10 protein-coding genes are annotated in these 14,297 nt (G+C 60.7%); 6 read left to right on the forward strand and 4 right to left on the reverse strand.

Features of this window, described 5'->3' with window-relative positions:
* Positions 1–8: 8 nt before the first annotated feature.
* Positions 9–2,417, reverse strand: coding sequence for an Ig-like domain-containing protein (locus CLAC_RS02525; protein WP_053411561.1), 2,409 nt, complete (start codon positions 2,415–2,417; stop codon positions 9–11).
* A 515-nt stretch (positions 2,418–2,932) separates the two neighbouring features.
* On the opposite strand from CLAC_RS02525, the gene CLAC_RS02530 reads away from it, so the two are divergent.
* Positions 2,933–4,456 carry an NAD-dependent succinate-semialdehyde dehydrogenase gene (locus CLAC_RS02530; RefSeq protein WP_082313039.1) on the forward strand — a complete coding sequence of 508 codons (1,524 nt, stop codon included), beginning with the start codon at positions 2,933–2,935 and terminating at the stop codon, positions 4,454–4,456.
* Here the strand turns inward: CLAC_RS02530 and CLAC_RS02535 are convergent.
* Positions 4,453–4,818: a chorismate mutase gene (locus CLAC_RS02535; RefSeq protein ID WP_053411562.1), complete on the reverse strand. Its 366-nt coding sequence runs from the start codon at positions 4,816–4,818 to the stop codon at positions 4,453–4,455. The genes CLAC_RS02530 and CLAC_RS02535 overlap by 4 nt on opposite strands.
* 221 nt (positions 4,819–5,039) lie before the next feature.
* Here CLAC_RS02535 and CLAC_RS02540 point away from each other — a divergent pair, with 221 nt between their 5' ends.
* Positions 5,040–7,475, forward strand: a complete 2,436-nt coding sequence (locus CLAC_RS02540; protein ID WP_245622003.1) for a UvrD-helicase domain-containing protein — start codon at positions 5,040–5,042, stop codon at positions 7,473–7,475.
* 6 nt (positions 7,476–7,481) lie between these two features.
* Here the strand turns inward: CLAC_RS02540 and CLAC_RS02545 are convergent, their stop codons facing one another.
* Positions 7,482–7,973, reverse strand: a complete 492-nt coding sequence (locus CLAC_RS02545) for a hotdog fold domain-containing protein (protein WP_053411564.1) — start codon at positions 7,971–7,973, stop codon at positions 7,482–7,484.
* Between the two features lie 137 nt (positions 7,974–8,110).
* The gene (locus CLAC_RS02550) at positions 8,111–8,896 is read right to left on the reverse strand and encodes a M23 family metallopeptidase (RefSeq protein ID WP_053411565.1); all 786 of its coding nucleotides are present in this window, start codon (positions 8,894–8,896) and stop codon (positions 8,111–8,113) included.
* Positions 8,897–9,484: 588 nt separating this feature from the next.
* On the opposite strand from CLAC_RS02550, the gene CLAC_RS02555 reads away from it, so the two are divergent.
* The 4 genes from CLAC_RS02555 to CLAC_RS02570 all read left to right on the forward strand — a co-directional run bounded on the left by CLAC_RS02555 (position 9,485) and on the right by CLAC_RS02570 (position 14,254).
* Positions 9,485–11,191: a cell division protein PerM gene (locus tag CLAC_RS02555; protein WP_211255369.1), complete on the forward strand. Its 1,707-nt coding sequence runs from the start codon at positions 9,485–9,487 to the stop codon at positions 11,189–11,191.
* Between the two features lie 42 nt (positions 11,192–11,233).
* The gene (gene purN / locus CLAC_RS02560) at positions 11,234–11,884 is read left to right on the forward strand and encodes a phosphoribosylglycinamide formyltransferase (protein ID WP_053413216.1); all 651 of its coding nucleotides are present in this window, start codon (positions 11,234–11,236) and stop codon (positions 11,882–11,884) included.
* The gene (gene purH / locus CLAC_RS02565; protein WP_053411566.1) at positions 11,881–13,431 is read left to right on the forward strand and encodes a bifunctional phosphoribosylaminoimidazolecarboxamide formyltransferase/IMP cyclohydrolase; all 1,551 of its coding nucleotides are present in this window, start codon (positions 11,881–11,883) and stop codon (positions 13,429–13,431) included. The genes purN and purH overlap by 4 nt, the downstream gene beginning before the upstream one ends.
* A gap of 217 nt (positions 13,432–13,648) precedes the next feature.
* Positions 13,649–14,254, forward strand: coding sequence for a TetR/AcrR family transcriptional regulator (locus tag CLAC_RS02570; RefSeq protein WP_053413217.1), 606 nt, complete (start codon positions 13,649–13,651; stop codon positions 14,252–14,254).
* Positions 14,255–14,297: the final 43 nt, after the last annotated feature.

The following is a 14,297-nucleotide window of genomic DNA, read 5'->3' on the forward strand; positions in this document are numbered from 1 at the left end:
TGTGCTGCTTAGGAGGAGATATTGCTTGGGCCTACTTCAACGTTCTTGACGTTGATCTCAATATTCTTCGAGCCCTTCAGCTCGTCCTTAGAGTCGCGGAACTGCAGGGTTACGACGTGCTTACCTGCATCGAAGATGTCCATCTTCCACTTCGCTTTGCCTCCGACCACAGCGATTTCGTAGTCTTTGCCGTCCAGCTGAGCCGGTTTCCCGTCGACCAGAACCTTCAGGGTGCCGAACACTCCCTTGCCGCCCGCGTCGTTGATGGTCACAGTTGCGGTCTTGCCTTCAACCTCGCCTAAAACGACATCGCCGCTGAGAGTCTCGCCCGGGGTGATGACCACATCGTTAATCTCGTCGGGGACATCTGGTGACTGCTCTACCGGATTTTCCTCGCCAGAGTCATCGCCACCGGGGGTTTCTTCACCCGGGTTCTCGTCCGGCTCTTCCGGCATGACTTCACCCGGCTCTGTGACGGTGATGTCAGTCGAGTCAGTCGCGTCGGTGAACTTCTCGGCGTCGGTAGGCGTGAAGGTGAAGGTCAGTTTCTGTGCGCCGCCCTTATTGAAGGTCAGGGGCAATGTGGCGCTACCGTTCGCGACATCGGCCTCGATCTTCTCGCCCTCCACTATCGTGGAGACTTTGCCCGCGGCGTTGTCCGGAGTGACGGTCACGTTTGCCTCGACGGGCTTACCCTTCTCGACGGACTGCGGCAGGGCGACCTTCAGGGAAACGTTAGTCTGAGTTTCTTCCTTCTGGGCAACGTTCAGAGTGGTCTCAGCGGTAGCCACGTTTTGCGTACGGTCTGCCGGAGCGTAATCGGCGGTGATGGTCAACTCGCCCGCGGTATCAGGAGTCAGTTCGAGAGCTGCCTTGTTGTCCTTTACCTGGACCTTCTTCTCTGCACCGTTGTACCTGAAGGTCACCTCGCCCTTGGCCTCCTTGGTGCCTTCTGACGGCGTGATCTGGGCAATGACGGACAGCGGCTTTCCGACGGTGGCCTCGCCCTCGGCAGTCAGCGCCAGAGCCGTCTTGGCGGCGGCCTTGATGTCCACGTTCTTCGTTGCGGTTGCAGTCTTGAAGGGCGAACCGGTCGATGGCTTGAACACTACCTTGAGCTCAGCGGTTCCAGTTGCATCACCGATCGGTAGGGAAGTGGTTGCCTTGCCGCCCTCAACCTTTTGCGTGACGACGGAGCCGTCGGCAAGTGAGAACTCGACCGTGCCTTCGGCCTTGGGGTTAACGGTGGCGGTGACATCGAATTTGCCGTCTTCAGCGTTTACAGACTCGGGTGCCTGGAGCTGCAGACCAGCGTCCTGTCCCTCGACAGTGACGTTCTGCTGGCCGGAGGAGCTGTTGAACTTCTTGTTATCAGCCGGGGTGAAGATTGCGGTGACCTGGTGGGATCCGGCCTCGGGGAAGGTCATCTGCGTCTTTGCGATGCCCTTTTCCACAGCAATCTCGGCGGAGGTCATGGAGCCGGACTTGAACACGACGGTGCCGGTTGCCTCGGCGGGGGAAACTTCGGCCGTCAGCTCAGCAGGCTCGCCAGCGGTGGCCTTAGCGGCGGAGACAGAAACGGAAGTCTCCTGGGCGGGCTGGTCCGCTTCGACCTTCACGGTAATTAGACGCGATGCACGCTGATCGAGAGGCGAGTTAGGGTTAGCCAACGGTCGCGGAGAGCAGCGCACGGCGGCAGTGAGGTTGATAGGGACAATTCCGAGCTTGGCCTGGATGCTGGCGCCCATGGTCAGGAAGTTCGCGTCATTAGCAAACTCTCCCGCATTGCCAGCGACGCGCACGCCGAAGTTGGCATCGCCCGGCTTAGTGGCCTTCGAGCGCAGCGTAATGGTTGGGAAAGTGAGGTTCAGCGTGGTGCCGGAAATGGTATACCGGACGCCCCCCGCCCGGGACGTGCTGGTGTTCGGGCCGTTCGCGATAGTGTTATTTCCAGCGTCGACTAGGCGGAGGATACGGCCCTTGGGGTCGGGGCTACCGCTTTCGTTGACCTGTAGAATCTTGAATCCCTTGAGGTTTGCCTTCGACTCATCGACGGTTCCGCTCACGTATTCGACGCCATCGGGAAGCTGGAAGTCCAGCTTCATGCGCCATGCTTCGGTGATTCGAGCTCCGAGTGGAAGGCCTGTTGGCAGCGGCACACTCACCGGGTCGATGGAGAACTTAGTGTCGAATTCTTCGCCGACCTTGACGGACTCGGGGCCATCAACGTTGACGGAGACATCGATGGGGCTATCGGTTGGGAAGTTCTGCGGTTTAGTGTAAGACGACGGCACAGCCTGGCAGGCCAGGTTCATTGTCGAGGTTGTCGCAGCCATCGCCTGCGGCAGGACGACGGCACCGCCAATCAGTAGCACGCCTGCCGACGCTACTGACGCAATCTTCTTATTTACGCGCATGCAATTTCCTTGCTGAGTAATCGTTGATGGGGTCGCCATCCGTTAGCAACAAGCTTCTTTTCAGGGGAGAGGGGTGTCTCATTAGTTACCCCTTGAAGTAGTTATTCTTATGGGGATATTGCGAACTCATGAACAATTAGTGAACTGGGGTGAAGCCTGCCTTGTGGCGGGCCAGTAGTTTGATAGCGATTGTTACAGTATCGCAATAAAGGCCAGTTGGCATGTGGAAAACTTTTCTGACCAGGTAAAAAGTAATGTGTCAAACATTCAACTAGAGCTTTAGTGTTAGCCTTCTTTAGGCGTTTCTTAGGGTTTTATATATTAAGTTAGAATTATGGCACCTCAATTTGTGGGGTGTGTAAACTAGGTAAACCTTGGCCTTTTCGGGGGTAAGTTGTGGGGATTGTATGTATGGCGTTTACCGGAGCTCTGGTGTGATAGTTCTGGCGTGTCTGAAAAGTTTTTATTTATGAAATATTTCTGACGGAGTCCGCCGTCACGCCTACGCTGGAGGCATGGCTAATAACCGACAAGCTCCGAAAAACTCATCAAACGCATCACGGGACGACGAATCCCGCTATGCCACTATTTTGGAGGGGGTTCCCACTGATTTGCTTCTTCGCGGAGAGTTCCGTGCCGCATCAGGCGGCGAGACCTTCTCAGTTATTAACCCTGCAACCGATAAGCCTCTAGTGGAGGTGGCATCGGCGAGCGAGGCTGATGCTCGCCAGGCGCTTGAAGACGCCTGCGCTGCGCAGGAGGCGTGGGCGGCGACCGCGCCCCGCGAGCGTGGCGAGATTCTGCGTCGAGTCTTCGAGCTCATCCATCGAGATGAAGAAAAACTCGCGCACTTGCAGTCCCTCGAGATGGGGCGCGCGCTCGCTGACTCTAAAGCTGAAGTTGGCTATAGTGCAGAATTCTTCCGTTGGTTCTCTGAGGAAGCTGTGCGAATCACTGGCGATTATCGCATCTCGCCCAACGGTGCTTCCCGCGTCGTCGTTGTGCGTCAGCCCGTCGGCCCGGTCCTCGCGATTACTCCATGGAACTTCCCCCTGGCTATGGGGGCTCGCAAGATTGCCCCTGCGCTGGCTGCCGGTTGCCCGATCATTGTCAAGCCCGCCTCCAAGACCCCTCTGACGATGCTTTATCTGGGCAAACTATTAGTAGAAGCGGGGGTTCCCGCCGGAGTAGTCTCCGTGCTGCCAACTGCGCATTCGTCTGAAGTTTCTAAGCTCCTCGACGACGATCGCCTGCGCAAATTCACCTTCACCGGATCTACCGAGGTCGGCCAGATGCTCGCCGCGAAAGCCGCCGAAACCTCCATGAAGGTCTCCCTCGAGCTCGGCGGCAACGCCCCCTTCGTCGTGCTTTCCGACGGCGATGTCGACAAGGCCGTCAAAGCAGTCAAGGCAGCCAAGCTGCGCAATGGTGGTCAAGTGTGCATCGCCCCGAACCGGTTCATTATCCACGAGGACAAGGCGCAGGATTTCGTAGATGGCGTCGTGAAGCTCTTTGCTGAGCTGAAGCTCGGCGAGGGGACGGACGCAGCGACCACTCTCGGCCCGCTCGCTCTGCGCTCTCAGCAGGAAACCGTGCGCGACCTGGTGAAGGATGCTACCGAACGCGGCGCGAAGGTCGTGTTTGGCGGCGCTATCCCGGATTTGGGTGGCGAGCTGAGCGATGGCTATTTCTTCGAGCCAACGGTCCTTACCGATGTGCCTTACGACGCCGACATCGTCCGTGATGAAATTTTCGGTCCTGTCGTCGCGGTCACGACCTTCTCTGACGACAGCGAAGCCCTCGAGCGAGCAAATGACACTATCTTCGGCCTAGCCGCGTACGTATTCAGCGAAAACCTAACCAAGGCCCTCGGGGCGGCGGAGAAGATTGAATCCGGAATGGTGGCAGTAAATAAGGGGTCGCTGTCGGATCCGTCAGCGCCCTTCGGCGGTGTGAAGCAGTCCGGCCTGGGGCGCGAGGGCGGATTCACCGGTATCGATGAGTTCTTGGAAGAAAAACTAATCTCCTTGGAGAACTAACCGAGGCGCCCGCGGCCCATCCGCAGCAGCGCTGACGCGATGGCGGGCCCTTCGGGGCCAAGCTCGTCGCGGAAGGAGTTGATGATCTGAACCTCGCGGCCGTGAACTAGCCGCGTGCCGCCCGAACCGAGACGGGTTTTGCCGACGGCCTTGCTAATAGCGGTGCGGCGGCGAATGGCATCGATTATGAGATTGTCCAGGCGGTTGATCTCCTGGCGGTACTGCTCAATCTCGGCGGAGCTCAGCGGATCGTCCGTGCCGGTCGGAGTGCGGACCTCGAAAGGGGAGACGGCCGCGGTGCCCTTGCCCGCGGGGGTTTCGTTGTCGGAGTTGCTGGAGAGTGCCGACGGATTTTCGCTCATGTGTCCTATTGTGCCAAACGGTCTAGTCCGGAGGCTCCGCTACTGTAGGAAACATCATGGGAAATGAAACTGGAATGTTGTTTGGCTCCTTCGACGCAGGCTCGAACGGGCGGGTGGGCGATAACGGCGATAGCGGAGTAGGCGCAGGTTTTCGGGCCGCAGGCTCGGGCTTGGGAGCGCCCAATTCGGCTGCGCCCAGTGGTTTTGGGGGCTGCGGCGGCATGGATCTGGATCCGGAATCGCTGCTGGAGGGGCTCAACCCACAGCAGCGGCAGGCCGTGGAGCATATCGGTTCGCCGTTGCTAATTGTCGCTGGTGCAGGCTCCGGAAAGACTGCGGTGTTGACTCGTCGAATCGCCTATCTGATTGGCACCCGTGGAGTTCTGCCAAGCCAGATTCTGGCCATCACCTTCACCAACAAAGCGGCGGCGGAGATGCGCGAGCGCGTGGCTGGTCTCGTAGGTGATCAGGCCCGCCGCATGTGGGTGTCCACGTTCCACTCGATGTGTGTGCGGATTCTGCGCATGCAGCACGACCTCGTGCCGGGGCTCAACTCCAACTTCTCCATCTATGACTCGGATGATTCGCGCCGTCTTTTGGCCATGATCGCAAAGGACATGAACCTCGACGGCAAGAAATTCACGGGGCGCGTACTGTCCTCGCGAATCTCGAACTTGAAAAATGAGCTCATTGACCCGGAACAGGCGATCTCGGACGCCACGTCAACCCGCAACCCATTCGATGACGTGGTGGCGCGGGTCTACGTTGAGTACCAGGCGCGGCTGAGGGCCGCCAACGCTGTCGACTTCGACGACCTCATCGGAGAGGTCGTGCGAATCTTCACTTCCTACCCTCAGGTCGCTGAGTACTATCGCCGCCGCTTCCGGCACGTCCTCGTCGACGAGTACCAGGACACCAACCATGCCCAGTACGTGCTAGTCAGTGCGCTCGTCGGAAAATCTGGCGGGGAGGTTCCCCCGAGTGAGCTGTGCGTGGTAGGCGACTCGGACCAGTCGATTTATGCCTTCCGCGGAGCCACAATCCGCAATATCGAGGAGTTCGAGAAGGACTACCCGGAGGCCACCTCGATTCTGCTGGAGCAGAATTACCGCTCTACCCAGACAATCCTCTCTGCGGCCAACGCACTTATCGCCCGAAACGAGAACCGCCGGGAGAAGAAGCTCTGGACTGACCTGGGTGATGGTAGCCAGATTAAGGGTTACGTCGCGGACAACGAGCACGATGAGGCTCGCTTCATTGCCAACGAGATTGACCAGCTGGTCGAGTCCGGGCCGTACAAGTACTCGGACGTGGCTATCTTCTACCGCACCAATAATTCATCGCGTGCGCTGGAGGATGTCTTCATTCGCATGGGCGTGCCTTACACGGTCGTCGGTGGCACGCGATTCTACGAGCGCCGGGAGGTGCGCGATATTGTCGCCTACCTGCGCATTATCCAGAACTTTGACGATGATGTTTCGCTGCGCCGCGTGATCAACACTCCGCGCCGCGGGATTGGCGACCGCGCGCAGGGGCACGTCTCCCTCTACGCGGAGGACGAGCGCATCTCCTTCGGTGGAGCACTCCGGGCCGTATCAGAGGGCAAGATTCCCGCAGTTGCCACGCGCAGCCAGAAGGCGATGACAGCATTCGTGGAAATGATTGATTCTCTTGCTGCGGACTACGCTTCCGGGGAGTTGGCGGACATAGGTGACCTGGTGAGCGCGATCATCGATCGCACTGGATACAAGGCCGAGTTGGAGCGATCCAACGACCCGCAGGACGCGACCAGGCTCGACAACCTCAACGAGCTCGTCAGCGTCGCCCGCGAGTTCTCCGCTGAGGCCGCGCTGATGTCCTCGATTGATGTCGGGGCGGACGCGGATGCCCCAGGGCAGAACGACGCGGGTTCGAGCTCCTTCGACATCTCCGACGGTGAGGCGGAGCCCGGCAGCCTGCAGGCCTTCCTCGAACGTGTCTCCCTGGTTGCTGATGCCGACCAGATTCCCGACGACGACACTGGCGTCGTAACCCTGATGACCCTGCACACGGCAAAGGGCCTCGAATTCCCCGTCGTGTTCCTCATCGGTTGGGAAGATGGGCTCTTCCCGCACCTGCGGGCACTTGGTGACCCGAAGGAACTAGCGGAGGAACGCCGCCTGGCCTACGTCGGCATCACCCGTGCTCGCAAGCAGCTCTACCTGACGCGTGCCGTGACCCGTTCGTCCTGGGGCTCCCCGCAGAACAATCCGCCTTCACGCTTCCTGGGCGAGGTCCCGCCTGAGCTTATTGATTGGCTCCGCGAGGGTCCTGCCCGGAGCTGGGGTGTAGGCACCGGTTCCGGCGGCATGGGAGCGGGAAGCGCCTTCGGCCGCGGCCGAGGCTTCGGCTCCAGCGGAGGCGGGTACGGCTCGTCCGGCTACGGCGGCGGGCGCGACAGCTTTGGCTCAGGCACCGGAGCTGGCGCTGGTGCCAGGAAAAAGAACAAGGAGCTGCATCTGGAACCGGGCGACAAGGTCGTACACGACAAGTACGGTCTCGGTACGGTCCTCGAGGTGCAGGGACTGCCGCCGCGCGCTACTGCGATGATCGACTTTGGCTCGGCCGGCAAGGTCCGGTTGATGCTGATGGGCGGCGTGCCCATGGAGAAGCTCTAGTGCCCGCTACTTCTTCGCGGTGATCCAGCAGTTGATTACCGCATCCTGGACTTCCGTGCCCGTGGCGTCGGTAAGCGTGATGTGCACCGGAAAATCCTTGCCCCCAGTCTCAGGGGCAATGGTGGAGAAGTCGGGGAGTTCTGCGGTGGCCACTGCGGTCAGGCCACCCTTCGAGATACGCTTGTAGTTGGTGGTCATGCCCTTTGGCACCCAGCGGTGGGTAGTCGGCACGCTCGCCTCGCAGAGCATGCCCATGGCGAACTCGGCGAGGTTGCAGGCCGCGATTGCGTGAACCGACTTGATGTGGTTTTGCACGCCCCACCACTTAGGCATGTGCGCAACGGCCCGCCCGGGCTCCATAACCTCCAGCTGTGGCAGGACGGTGCGGAAATAGGGCGCCACAAGGGAGGCGCTCACAGAAAAGAGTCGCTTGCCGACCGCCGGTACCCGCGATTCGGAGAGCTTCTTCCACGTGCGCAGTGTTTTGGTTTCAGTCATGCGCCTAACACTAGGGCTGCGGCTGGGCAGAGCGTGCCGGAAACACAAAAATCCCGCGCGCGCCGGGAGAATTTCCCTTCGACGGGAATGGCACAAACGCGGGAAAGCTTAGGGAGGGAGCCTACAAACGAACTCTACTACTGCAGGTTCAGGCCACGCTGGATGAACCAGGTAACCGGATCGACCGGGGTGGTGCCGTCCGGGTGGATCTCGAAGTGGAGGTGGGTGCCGGTGGAGAAACCGCGGTTACCCATGCCGGCGATGACCTCGCCTGCGCGGACGGCCTGGCCCACTGCGACGTAAATCGACTCGACGTGGCCGTAGACGGAAACCGAACCGTCGTCGTGCTTCACGCGTACCCACTGGCCGTAGCCCTGGGCCGGTCCTGCGTCGATAACGGTGCCGTCCAGGACGGACATAATCGGGGTATTGGTGACGTTAGCCAGGTCGACGCCGTAGTGGAAGGTGCCCCAGCGCGGGCCGAACGGAGAAGTCAAAATGCCGATGGTCGGCAGGGAGAGCTTCGGTGCTCGGGCCTGCAGATCGCGCGCGACTCGCTGCTCGTTGTACTGGAGTGCAGTTGCCAGCTGGTTAGCCAGGTTGGTTGCCGGGGTGAAGCTAGAGGACGCGAGAACTAGCGGAGAATTCTGCTTCGGCTGCGCTGCGCGAGTCTCGGTCTTCTTGAAAGTTGTGCCCTGCTCAGCAGCCGCCTTCGGGGCCTCCTGCGGGGCTGCGTCAGCGGACTGCGCCTGAGCCTGCGGTGCAGTAGTGGTATCGGTGTTGGTTACAGGCTGTGCAGCCGCAATCGCGGAAGAGGATGCGATGGTCGATGCGGACAGTGCAACGACTGCGGCACGCGAAGTAGCAGAGACCTCTACCTTGCGGTGCTTACCTCCGGTGCGGCGGTTGGAAAAGATCGACACTTCTTTAACTCCCTGGCAACGAGCTTTGTAACCTGTCTGTTATACAACTCGTCCGACTATAACGTTCCGATATCGTTCAAGCAACCCAGCTTTGTAAAAAACGTTATAAAAAACGGGCGAAAGTAGGGTGTCCCCAAGGGTGCTATGCGGTCGAAAGTATGAACTTTGGGCGTCGCTGCGAGGTTTGCGGGCATTTCGGTAGGGCGCGCCGCTGTGACGCTTAAATGTGGGGCGCGGGCCGGAAGCGGGCGACTTTTAAACTCTGTTTGCCCAAAATTCCGTCACATTGGTGCAGTTTTACAACAGGGGACTACAGAGGAACTGAGAGCTCTGGACCTCGACGGGTGCTTCTCAGGCGCAGTTGTAGGTCAGCTAGCCCCATCGCAATCTCATTCACACGCTGTCCGGCGCTCACCGTCGGGACGTTCAAGAACTCTCCACTGCTTACGGCGCGGGGATATTCCCGCTAGCCCCAAAGGGGTTAGGGTCATTAGATATTAGATAGAGGCACGCGCATCGGGCCGAAGAGTCCGAGTAGCGATGGGGTGCTACCCGAAACAACGCTCCGCAGGAAAGGACAACGCCACAGTGAGAGGCTCCGACCCTCGAAAGAAGTCCTCCAGCCGCGACCGCAACCGCAAGAGTCGTCGCGCAGGTGCCCGCGGCACGGCACGCCCGGTCACGCAACGTCATCCGCACACGGAGACGGCGCCACTTCCGGTCGACGCCGTACGCGGTTTGCGCCGTGCGCGAGCCGATGAGCAGGCTTCGTCGCAGCTGTCCGCAAGGGAGTCGGGGGCGTCGTCGGCAAGCGGAAGATGGCGGAGGCGAGATCACGTCAGCGTCTTTGGGCGGCGGCTGAGCCTTGCCCGGATCCGCCGATTCGGGCTGTCGGTCGCGGCAGCCGACGGTGTGGTCGTGCTGCTGGCCGTATCCCTTGCGCTTATCGGCGTGATTAGCCGAGGCGTGGGGATGGCATCGCTGCCCGCGACCGTCGCCGAGCTGTGGATGGCCCTCAACCTCGTGCCCTTTGCGTTTAACGGCACCACTTTGGGGCTCATCCCCGCAGTGCCCGCCATCGCGATGGTCGCGTTCCTCGCCTGGCGTATCCGTCGCGAAGTGGCAGACCGCATCAGCCTGCGAGACGTGCGCGCCCTCGTGGCCGCCTATCTCGGCACACCGCTGATCTTGACGGTCATCGCCTGGCTCATGCTTTACGACGCCTCCCAGGTTTTCCAGCGCATTAAGCTCCCGAATTTCGGTATTGCTCTGCTGGCGACTCTGCTCGTGCATCTGGCGGCGCTGTTCATCGGTATGGGGCAGAGGCTGCTGCGCGCCCTGCTGCGTCGTCGTCGGTTGCCCGAGTGGCTGCTCACTTCAGCGCGGCTGGCCGCAACCTACGTGCTGTGGCTATGCGCGGCTGGCCTCGTGGCCGTCGTGGCATCGCTGGCATGGCACTACAAGGAAGCACTGGCCGCGACTGCGATTACTTCCTCGGTGGGTGAAAACGTCGCGCTGTGGGGCTTGGCGCTGCTGTACCTCCCGAACGTAGTTCTGGGGGCGGTGGCTGTGCTTCTGGGCGGCTCCGCCAACGTCGGCGTCGCCGAGGTGAGCCTATTTGCGGTGACCCCAGGGCAGTTGCCTCCGCTGCCGATTCTGGCTGCGATGCCGCAGTCGCTGTTGTCGCCGACGTTCGGAGTCTTGGTCGTCGTGCCGGCGGCGATTGCTGTGTGGCGGGTCATCAAGTTCCTGAAGAGTGCCGACACCGAACGCCCCTACCTCATCATCGTGGCCGCGGCGGTGTGGTCCGGAATTTACCTTCTAGTTCTGGCGTGGCTATTCGGCGGTGAGGTCGGTTTCCTGGGCTGGTCCGGAGCCTCGTGGTGGCTGACGGGCCTGCTTGGATCTATGTGGTTCGTAGTCCCCGGAGCCATTGTCGTCGTTGCGATGACCGGTATGCCCTCCGTGGGCGGTTACCGTGAGAAGCCCGAAATTGCGGCCGAGCGCTTCGGGGACGTTCCGGAGGGCGGCGACGATTCTGCTGATCCTGAGGGTGCTCCTGAGGGGGCTGGTGCTGCTGAAGGCGTTGCTGAGGAGGGGTCAGAGGACACCGCTGAAGGCAGCAACGATGATGCGGAAACCGAGACGGAAGAGACTGACGAAGAGGACGCCGAAGAAGAACAGGCCCCGGTAGAGACGGAAGAGTCGTCGGAAAGCGAAAGTGACGACGATGGGGGAGACGCGGCAGCGGAGGCAGGCGCGAATCCGGAAAAAGAGGAAAAGAATCAGGGGTAGCGGAAATTTGGGCGACGGCGCGGCCTGGGTATGCTTATCCGCGTGACCGAAGCACAGCCCGTCGCAAATCCGTCCAATATTTCCTCCGCAAAGCCCCTGCGGCTCGTCGTCCTAGCCTCCGGGTTTGGATCGCTGCTGCAGTCGATGCTGGAAATGCTCGACACCGCAAAAGTGGAAATCGTCGCAGTCGGATCGGACAAGGACTGCCCTGCACTAGAGCGGGCCCAAAAACTACAAATCCCAACCTTCAAGGTGCCCTTCGACGCAGAAGCGAAGAAGGACCGAACAGGTTGGGATTTGCGCTTTTTGGAGGCTGTTTCCGCCTACTCGCCGGATATGATTGTCTCGGCGGGATTCATGCGCATCCTCGGTGAGTCCTTCGTTGAGGCGTTCAAAGACCGCATCATCAACACTCACCCCGCGCTGCTGCCCTCCTTCCCGGGGGCGCATGCGGTGCTGGACGCGCTGGACTATGGCGTCAAGGTCACCGGCACGACCGTACATGTCGTCGATACTGGGGTGGACACCGGGCCGATTCTTGCACAGGAACCGGTCGTCGTCGAGCGAGACGACACGGTGGAGACTCTGCATGAACGCATCAAGGTAGTCGAACGCCGACTTCTCGTCGATGTACTGCACTCGATTGCCGATCGCGGGATGGACCGCGACGGACGAAAGGCTTATCTGAAATGACCAACGACAGCACGCAGCGTAAACCCATCAAGCGTGCCCTGATTAGTGTCTATGACAAGACCGGGCTTGAACAGTTGGCTCGCAGCTTGCACGAAGCTGGCGTAGAAATCGTTTCCACCGGCTCGACCGCGGGCAAAATTGCCGACGCCGGCGTGCCCGTCACCCCGGTCGAGGACCTCACCGGCTTTCCCGAGTGCCTCGAGGGCCGCGTGAAGACACTGCACCCGCGCGTCCACGCCGGCATCCTCGCCGACACCCGCAAGGAAGACCACCTCGCGCAGCTCGAAGAGCTGGGTGTCGAGGCGTTCCAGTTGGTCGTTGTGAACCTGTACCCGTTCCGCGAGACCGTCGCCTCGGGTGCGTCCTTCGACGAGTGCGTCGAGCAGATCGACATCGGAGGCCCGTCCATGGTTCGCGCCGCAGCGAAGAACCACCCGTCGGTGGCCATCGTGGTGGACCCGGCTCGCTACGGCGACGTTGCCGCGGCGGTCGCCGAGGGTGGCTTCACCCTGGATCAGCGCCGCGGCCTGGCCCGCGATGCGTTCCTGCACACCGCAGAGTACGATGCTGCGGTCTCCGGCTGGTTCGTCGAGCAGCTCCGCAGCGAGGGCAGTGCGGGCGCTACCACCACACTGCGCTACGGCGAGAACTCCCACCAGTCCGCTACCGTGACCCGCGTCGGCGCGAAGGGTCTGGCCAATGCTCAGCAGTTGAACGGCAAGGAGATGTCGTACAACAACTACCAGGACGCCGACGCCGCATGGCGCGCCGCCTGGGATCATGAGCGCCCCTGCGTGGCGATCATCAAGCACGCTAACCCCTGTGGCATCGCCGTGTCCGATGAGTCCATCGCCGCTGCTCACCGCGCTGCCCACGCCTGCGACCCGATGTCCGCCTTCGGCGGCGTTATCGCCGTCAACCGTGAGGTCTCCGTCGAGATGGCCGAGCAGGTCAAGGACATCTTTACCGAGGTCATCGTCGCTCCCTCCTACGAGGATGGCGCGGTCGAGGTTCTGAAGGCGAAGAAGAACCTGCGTATCCTCGTCGCCGAATACGAGGCTCCTGTCTTGGAGAACAAGTTCATCTCCGGCGGTTACCTGACCCAGGAGCCGGACGTCTACCAGGCTGAGGGCGATAAGCCGGAAAACTGGACCCTGGCAACGGGCGAGGCTCTCTCCGCTGAGGACCTGGCCGAGCTTGAGTTCGCATGGCGCGCCGTGCGTGCCGTGAAGTCCAACGCAATCCTTCTGACCAAGGATAGCGCCACCGTTGGTGTCGGCATGGGGCAGGTCAACCGCGTGGACTCCGCCAAGCTCGCCGTCGAGCGCGCCAATACGCTTGCCGACGGTGTCAACCGTACAAACGGTGCCTTCGCTGCTTCGGACGCGTTCTTCCCGTTCGCGGACGGCTTGCAGGTTCTGCTTGACGCCGGTGTTAAAGCTGTCGTTCAGCCCGGTGGCTCTATCCGCGATGAAGAGGTCATCGCCGCTGCTAGGGAAGCCGGCGTGACGATGTACCTGACCGGTACGCGCCACTTCTTCCACTAGGCCTTCGGCGAGGACCGCTCGGTCCCGGTCTCTGCCTCTGCCCCTGCCCCTGCCCTCGATTTTTGCCAGCTTTTTGTAGGAAGTAAGGGGGAAATCGCTACTACTTCCTACAAAAAGCTGGCAAAAAATATTGCTGGTACTGCTGTGACCGCTTTGGGCGGTGAATTTTGCGTCAAAACTGGGTGGGCGGGCGCTAATCGTGCTTAACATTGTGGCTATGTCACGCAGAGCCGAAGCCCGCCAGCGCCGTGAGGGGGAGATTCTCACCGCCGCAGCAGCAATAATCGCCGATCGTGGTTTTCATCAGACTCGCCTAGAGGATGTCGGCTCTGCTGTCGGTATTTCCGGCCCCGCTCTATACCGCTACTTCAGCGGCAAGGAGGATCTGCTGGCGCAAATCCTCATCGACATCTCAATTCGGCTTGTCGACGGTGGCCGGGCTGTCCTTGAACAGGCAAAAATCGACGGTTGGGGGCCGGAACGCACCCTTCGTGAGCTGCTTGCTCACCATGTGAAGTTTGCCGTCACCGAGCCGGACCGGATTCGGGTTCAGGAGCGCGAAGGTGGGAACCTCGCTTCGCAGGAGCGGGCGAAGGTCCGCTCATTGCAGCGTCTTTACTTGGCAATGTGGGTAGAAGCGCTGCGTTCGCTGCAACCTGGTTTAACCGCGGACCAGGCACAGATGAAAGTGCAGTTAGTCGCGGGGTTAATTAACTCCTCTCGCCACGTGGTGAAGTGGGCCGGTTCTCAGCAGACCAGTGATAGTACGTTCATGATGGCCCTTGCTGCGCTAGGAATCGGTGAAAGAGAATGGGCTGGGTAACTGAGTAAAAGCGAATTTTCTCACCCTCGCGGTAGTTGTTGAC

Origin of the sequence: Corynebacterium lactis RW2-5, from assembly GCF_001274895.1 — a bacterium.
Lineage (GTDB): Bacteria > Actinomycetota > Actinomycetes > Mycobacteriales > Mycobacteriaceae > Corynebacterium > Corynebacterium lactis.

Bases quoted from the DNA above. Each gene is read 5' to 3' on its own strand.
- CLAC_RS02535 (WP_053411562.1), bottom strand. From the start codon at position 4,818: ATGAGCGAAAATCCGTCGGCACTCTCCAGCAACTCCGACAACGAAACC.
- CLAC_RS02570 (WP_053413217.1), top strand. From the start codon at position 13,649: ATGTCACGCAGAGCCGAAGCCCGCCAGCGCCGTGAGGGGGAGATTCTC.
- purH (WP_053411566.1), top strand. From the start codon at position 11,881: ATGACCAACGACAGCACGCAGCGTAAACCCATCAAGCGTGCCCTGATT.
- CLAC_RS02530 (WP_082313039.1), top strand. From the start codon at position 2,933: ATGGCTAATAACCGACAAGCTCCGAAAAACTCATCAAACGCATCACGG.
- CLAC_RS02545 (WP_053411564.1), bottom strand. From the start codon at position 7,973: ATGACTGAAACCAAAACACTGCGCACGTGGAAGAAGCTCTCCGAATCG.
- CLAC_RS02525 (WP_053411561.1), bottom strand. From the start codon at position 2,417: ATGCGCGTAAATAAGAAGATTGCGTCAGTAGCGTCGGCAGGCGTGCTA.
- CLAC_RS02540 (WP_245622003.1), top strand. From the start codon at position 5,040: ATGGATCTGGATCCGGAATCGCTGCTGGAGGGGCTCAACCCACAGCAG.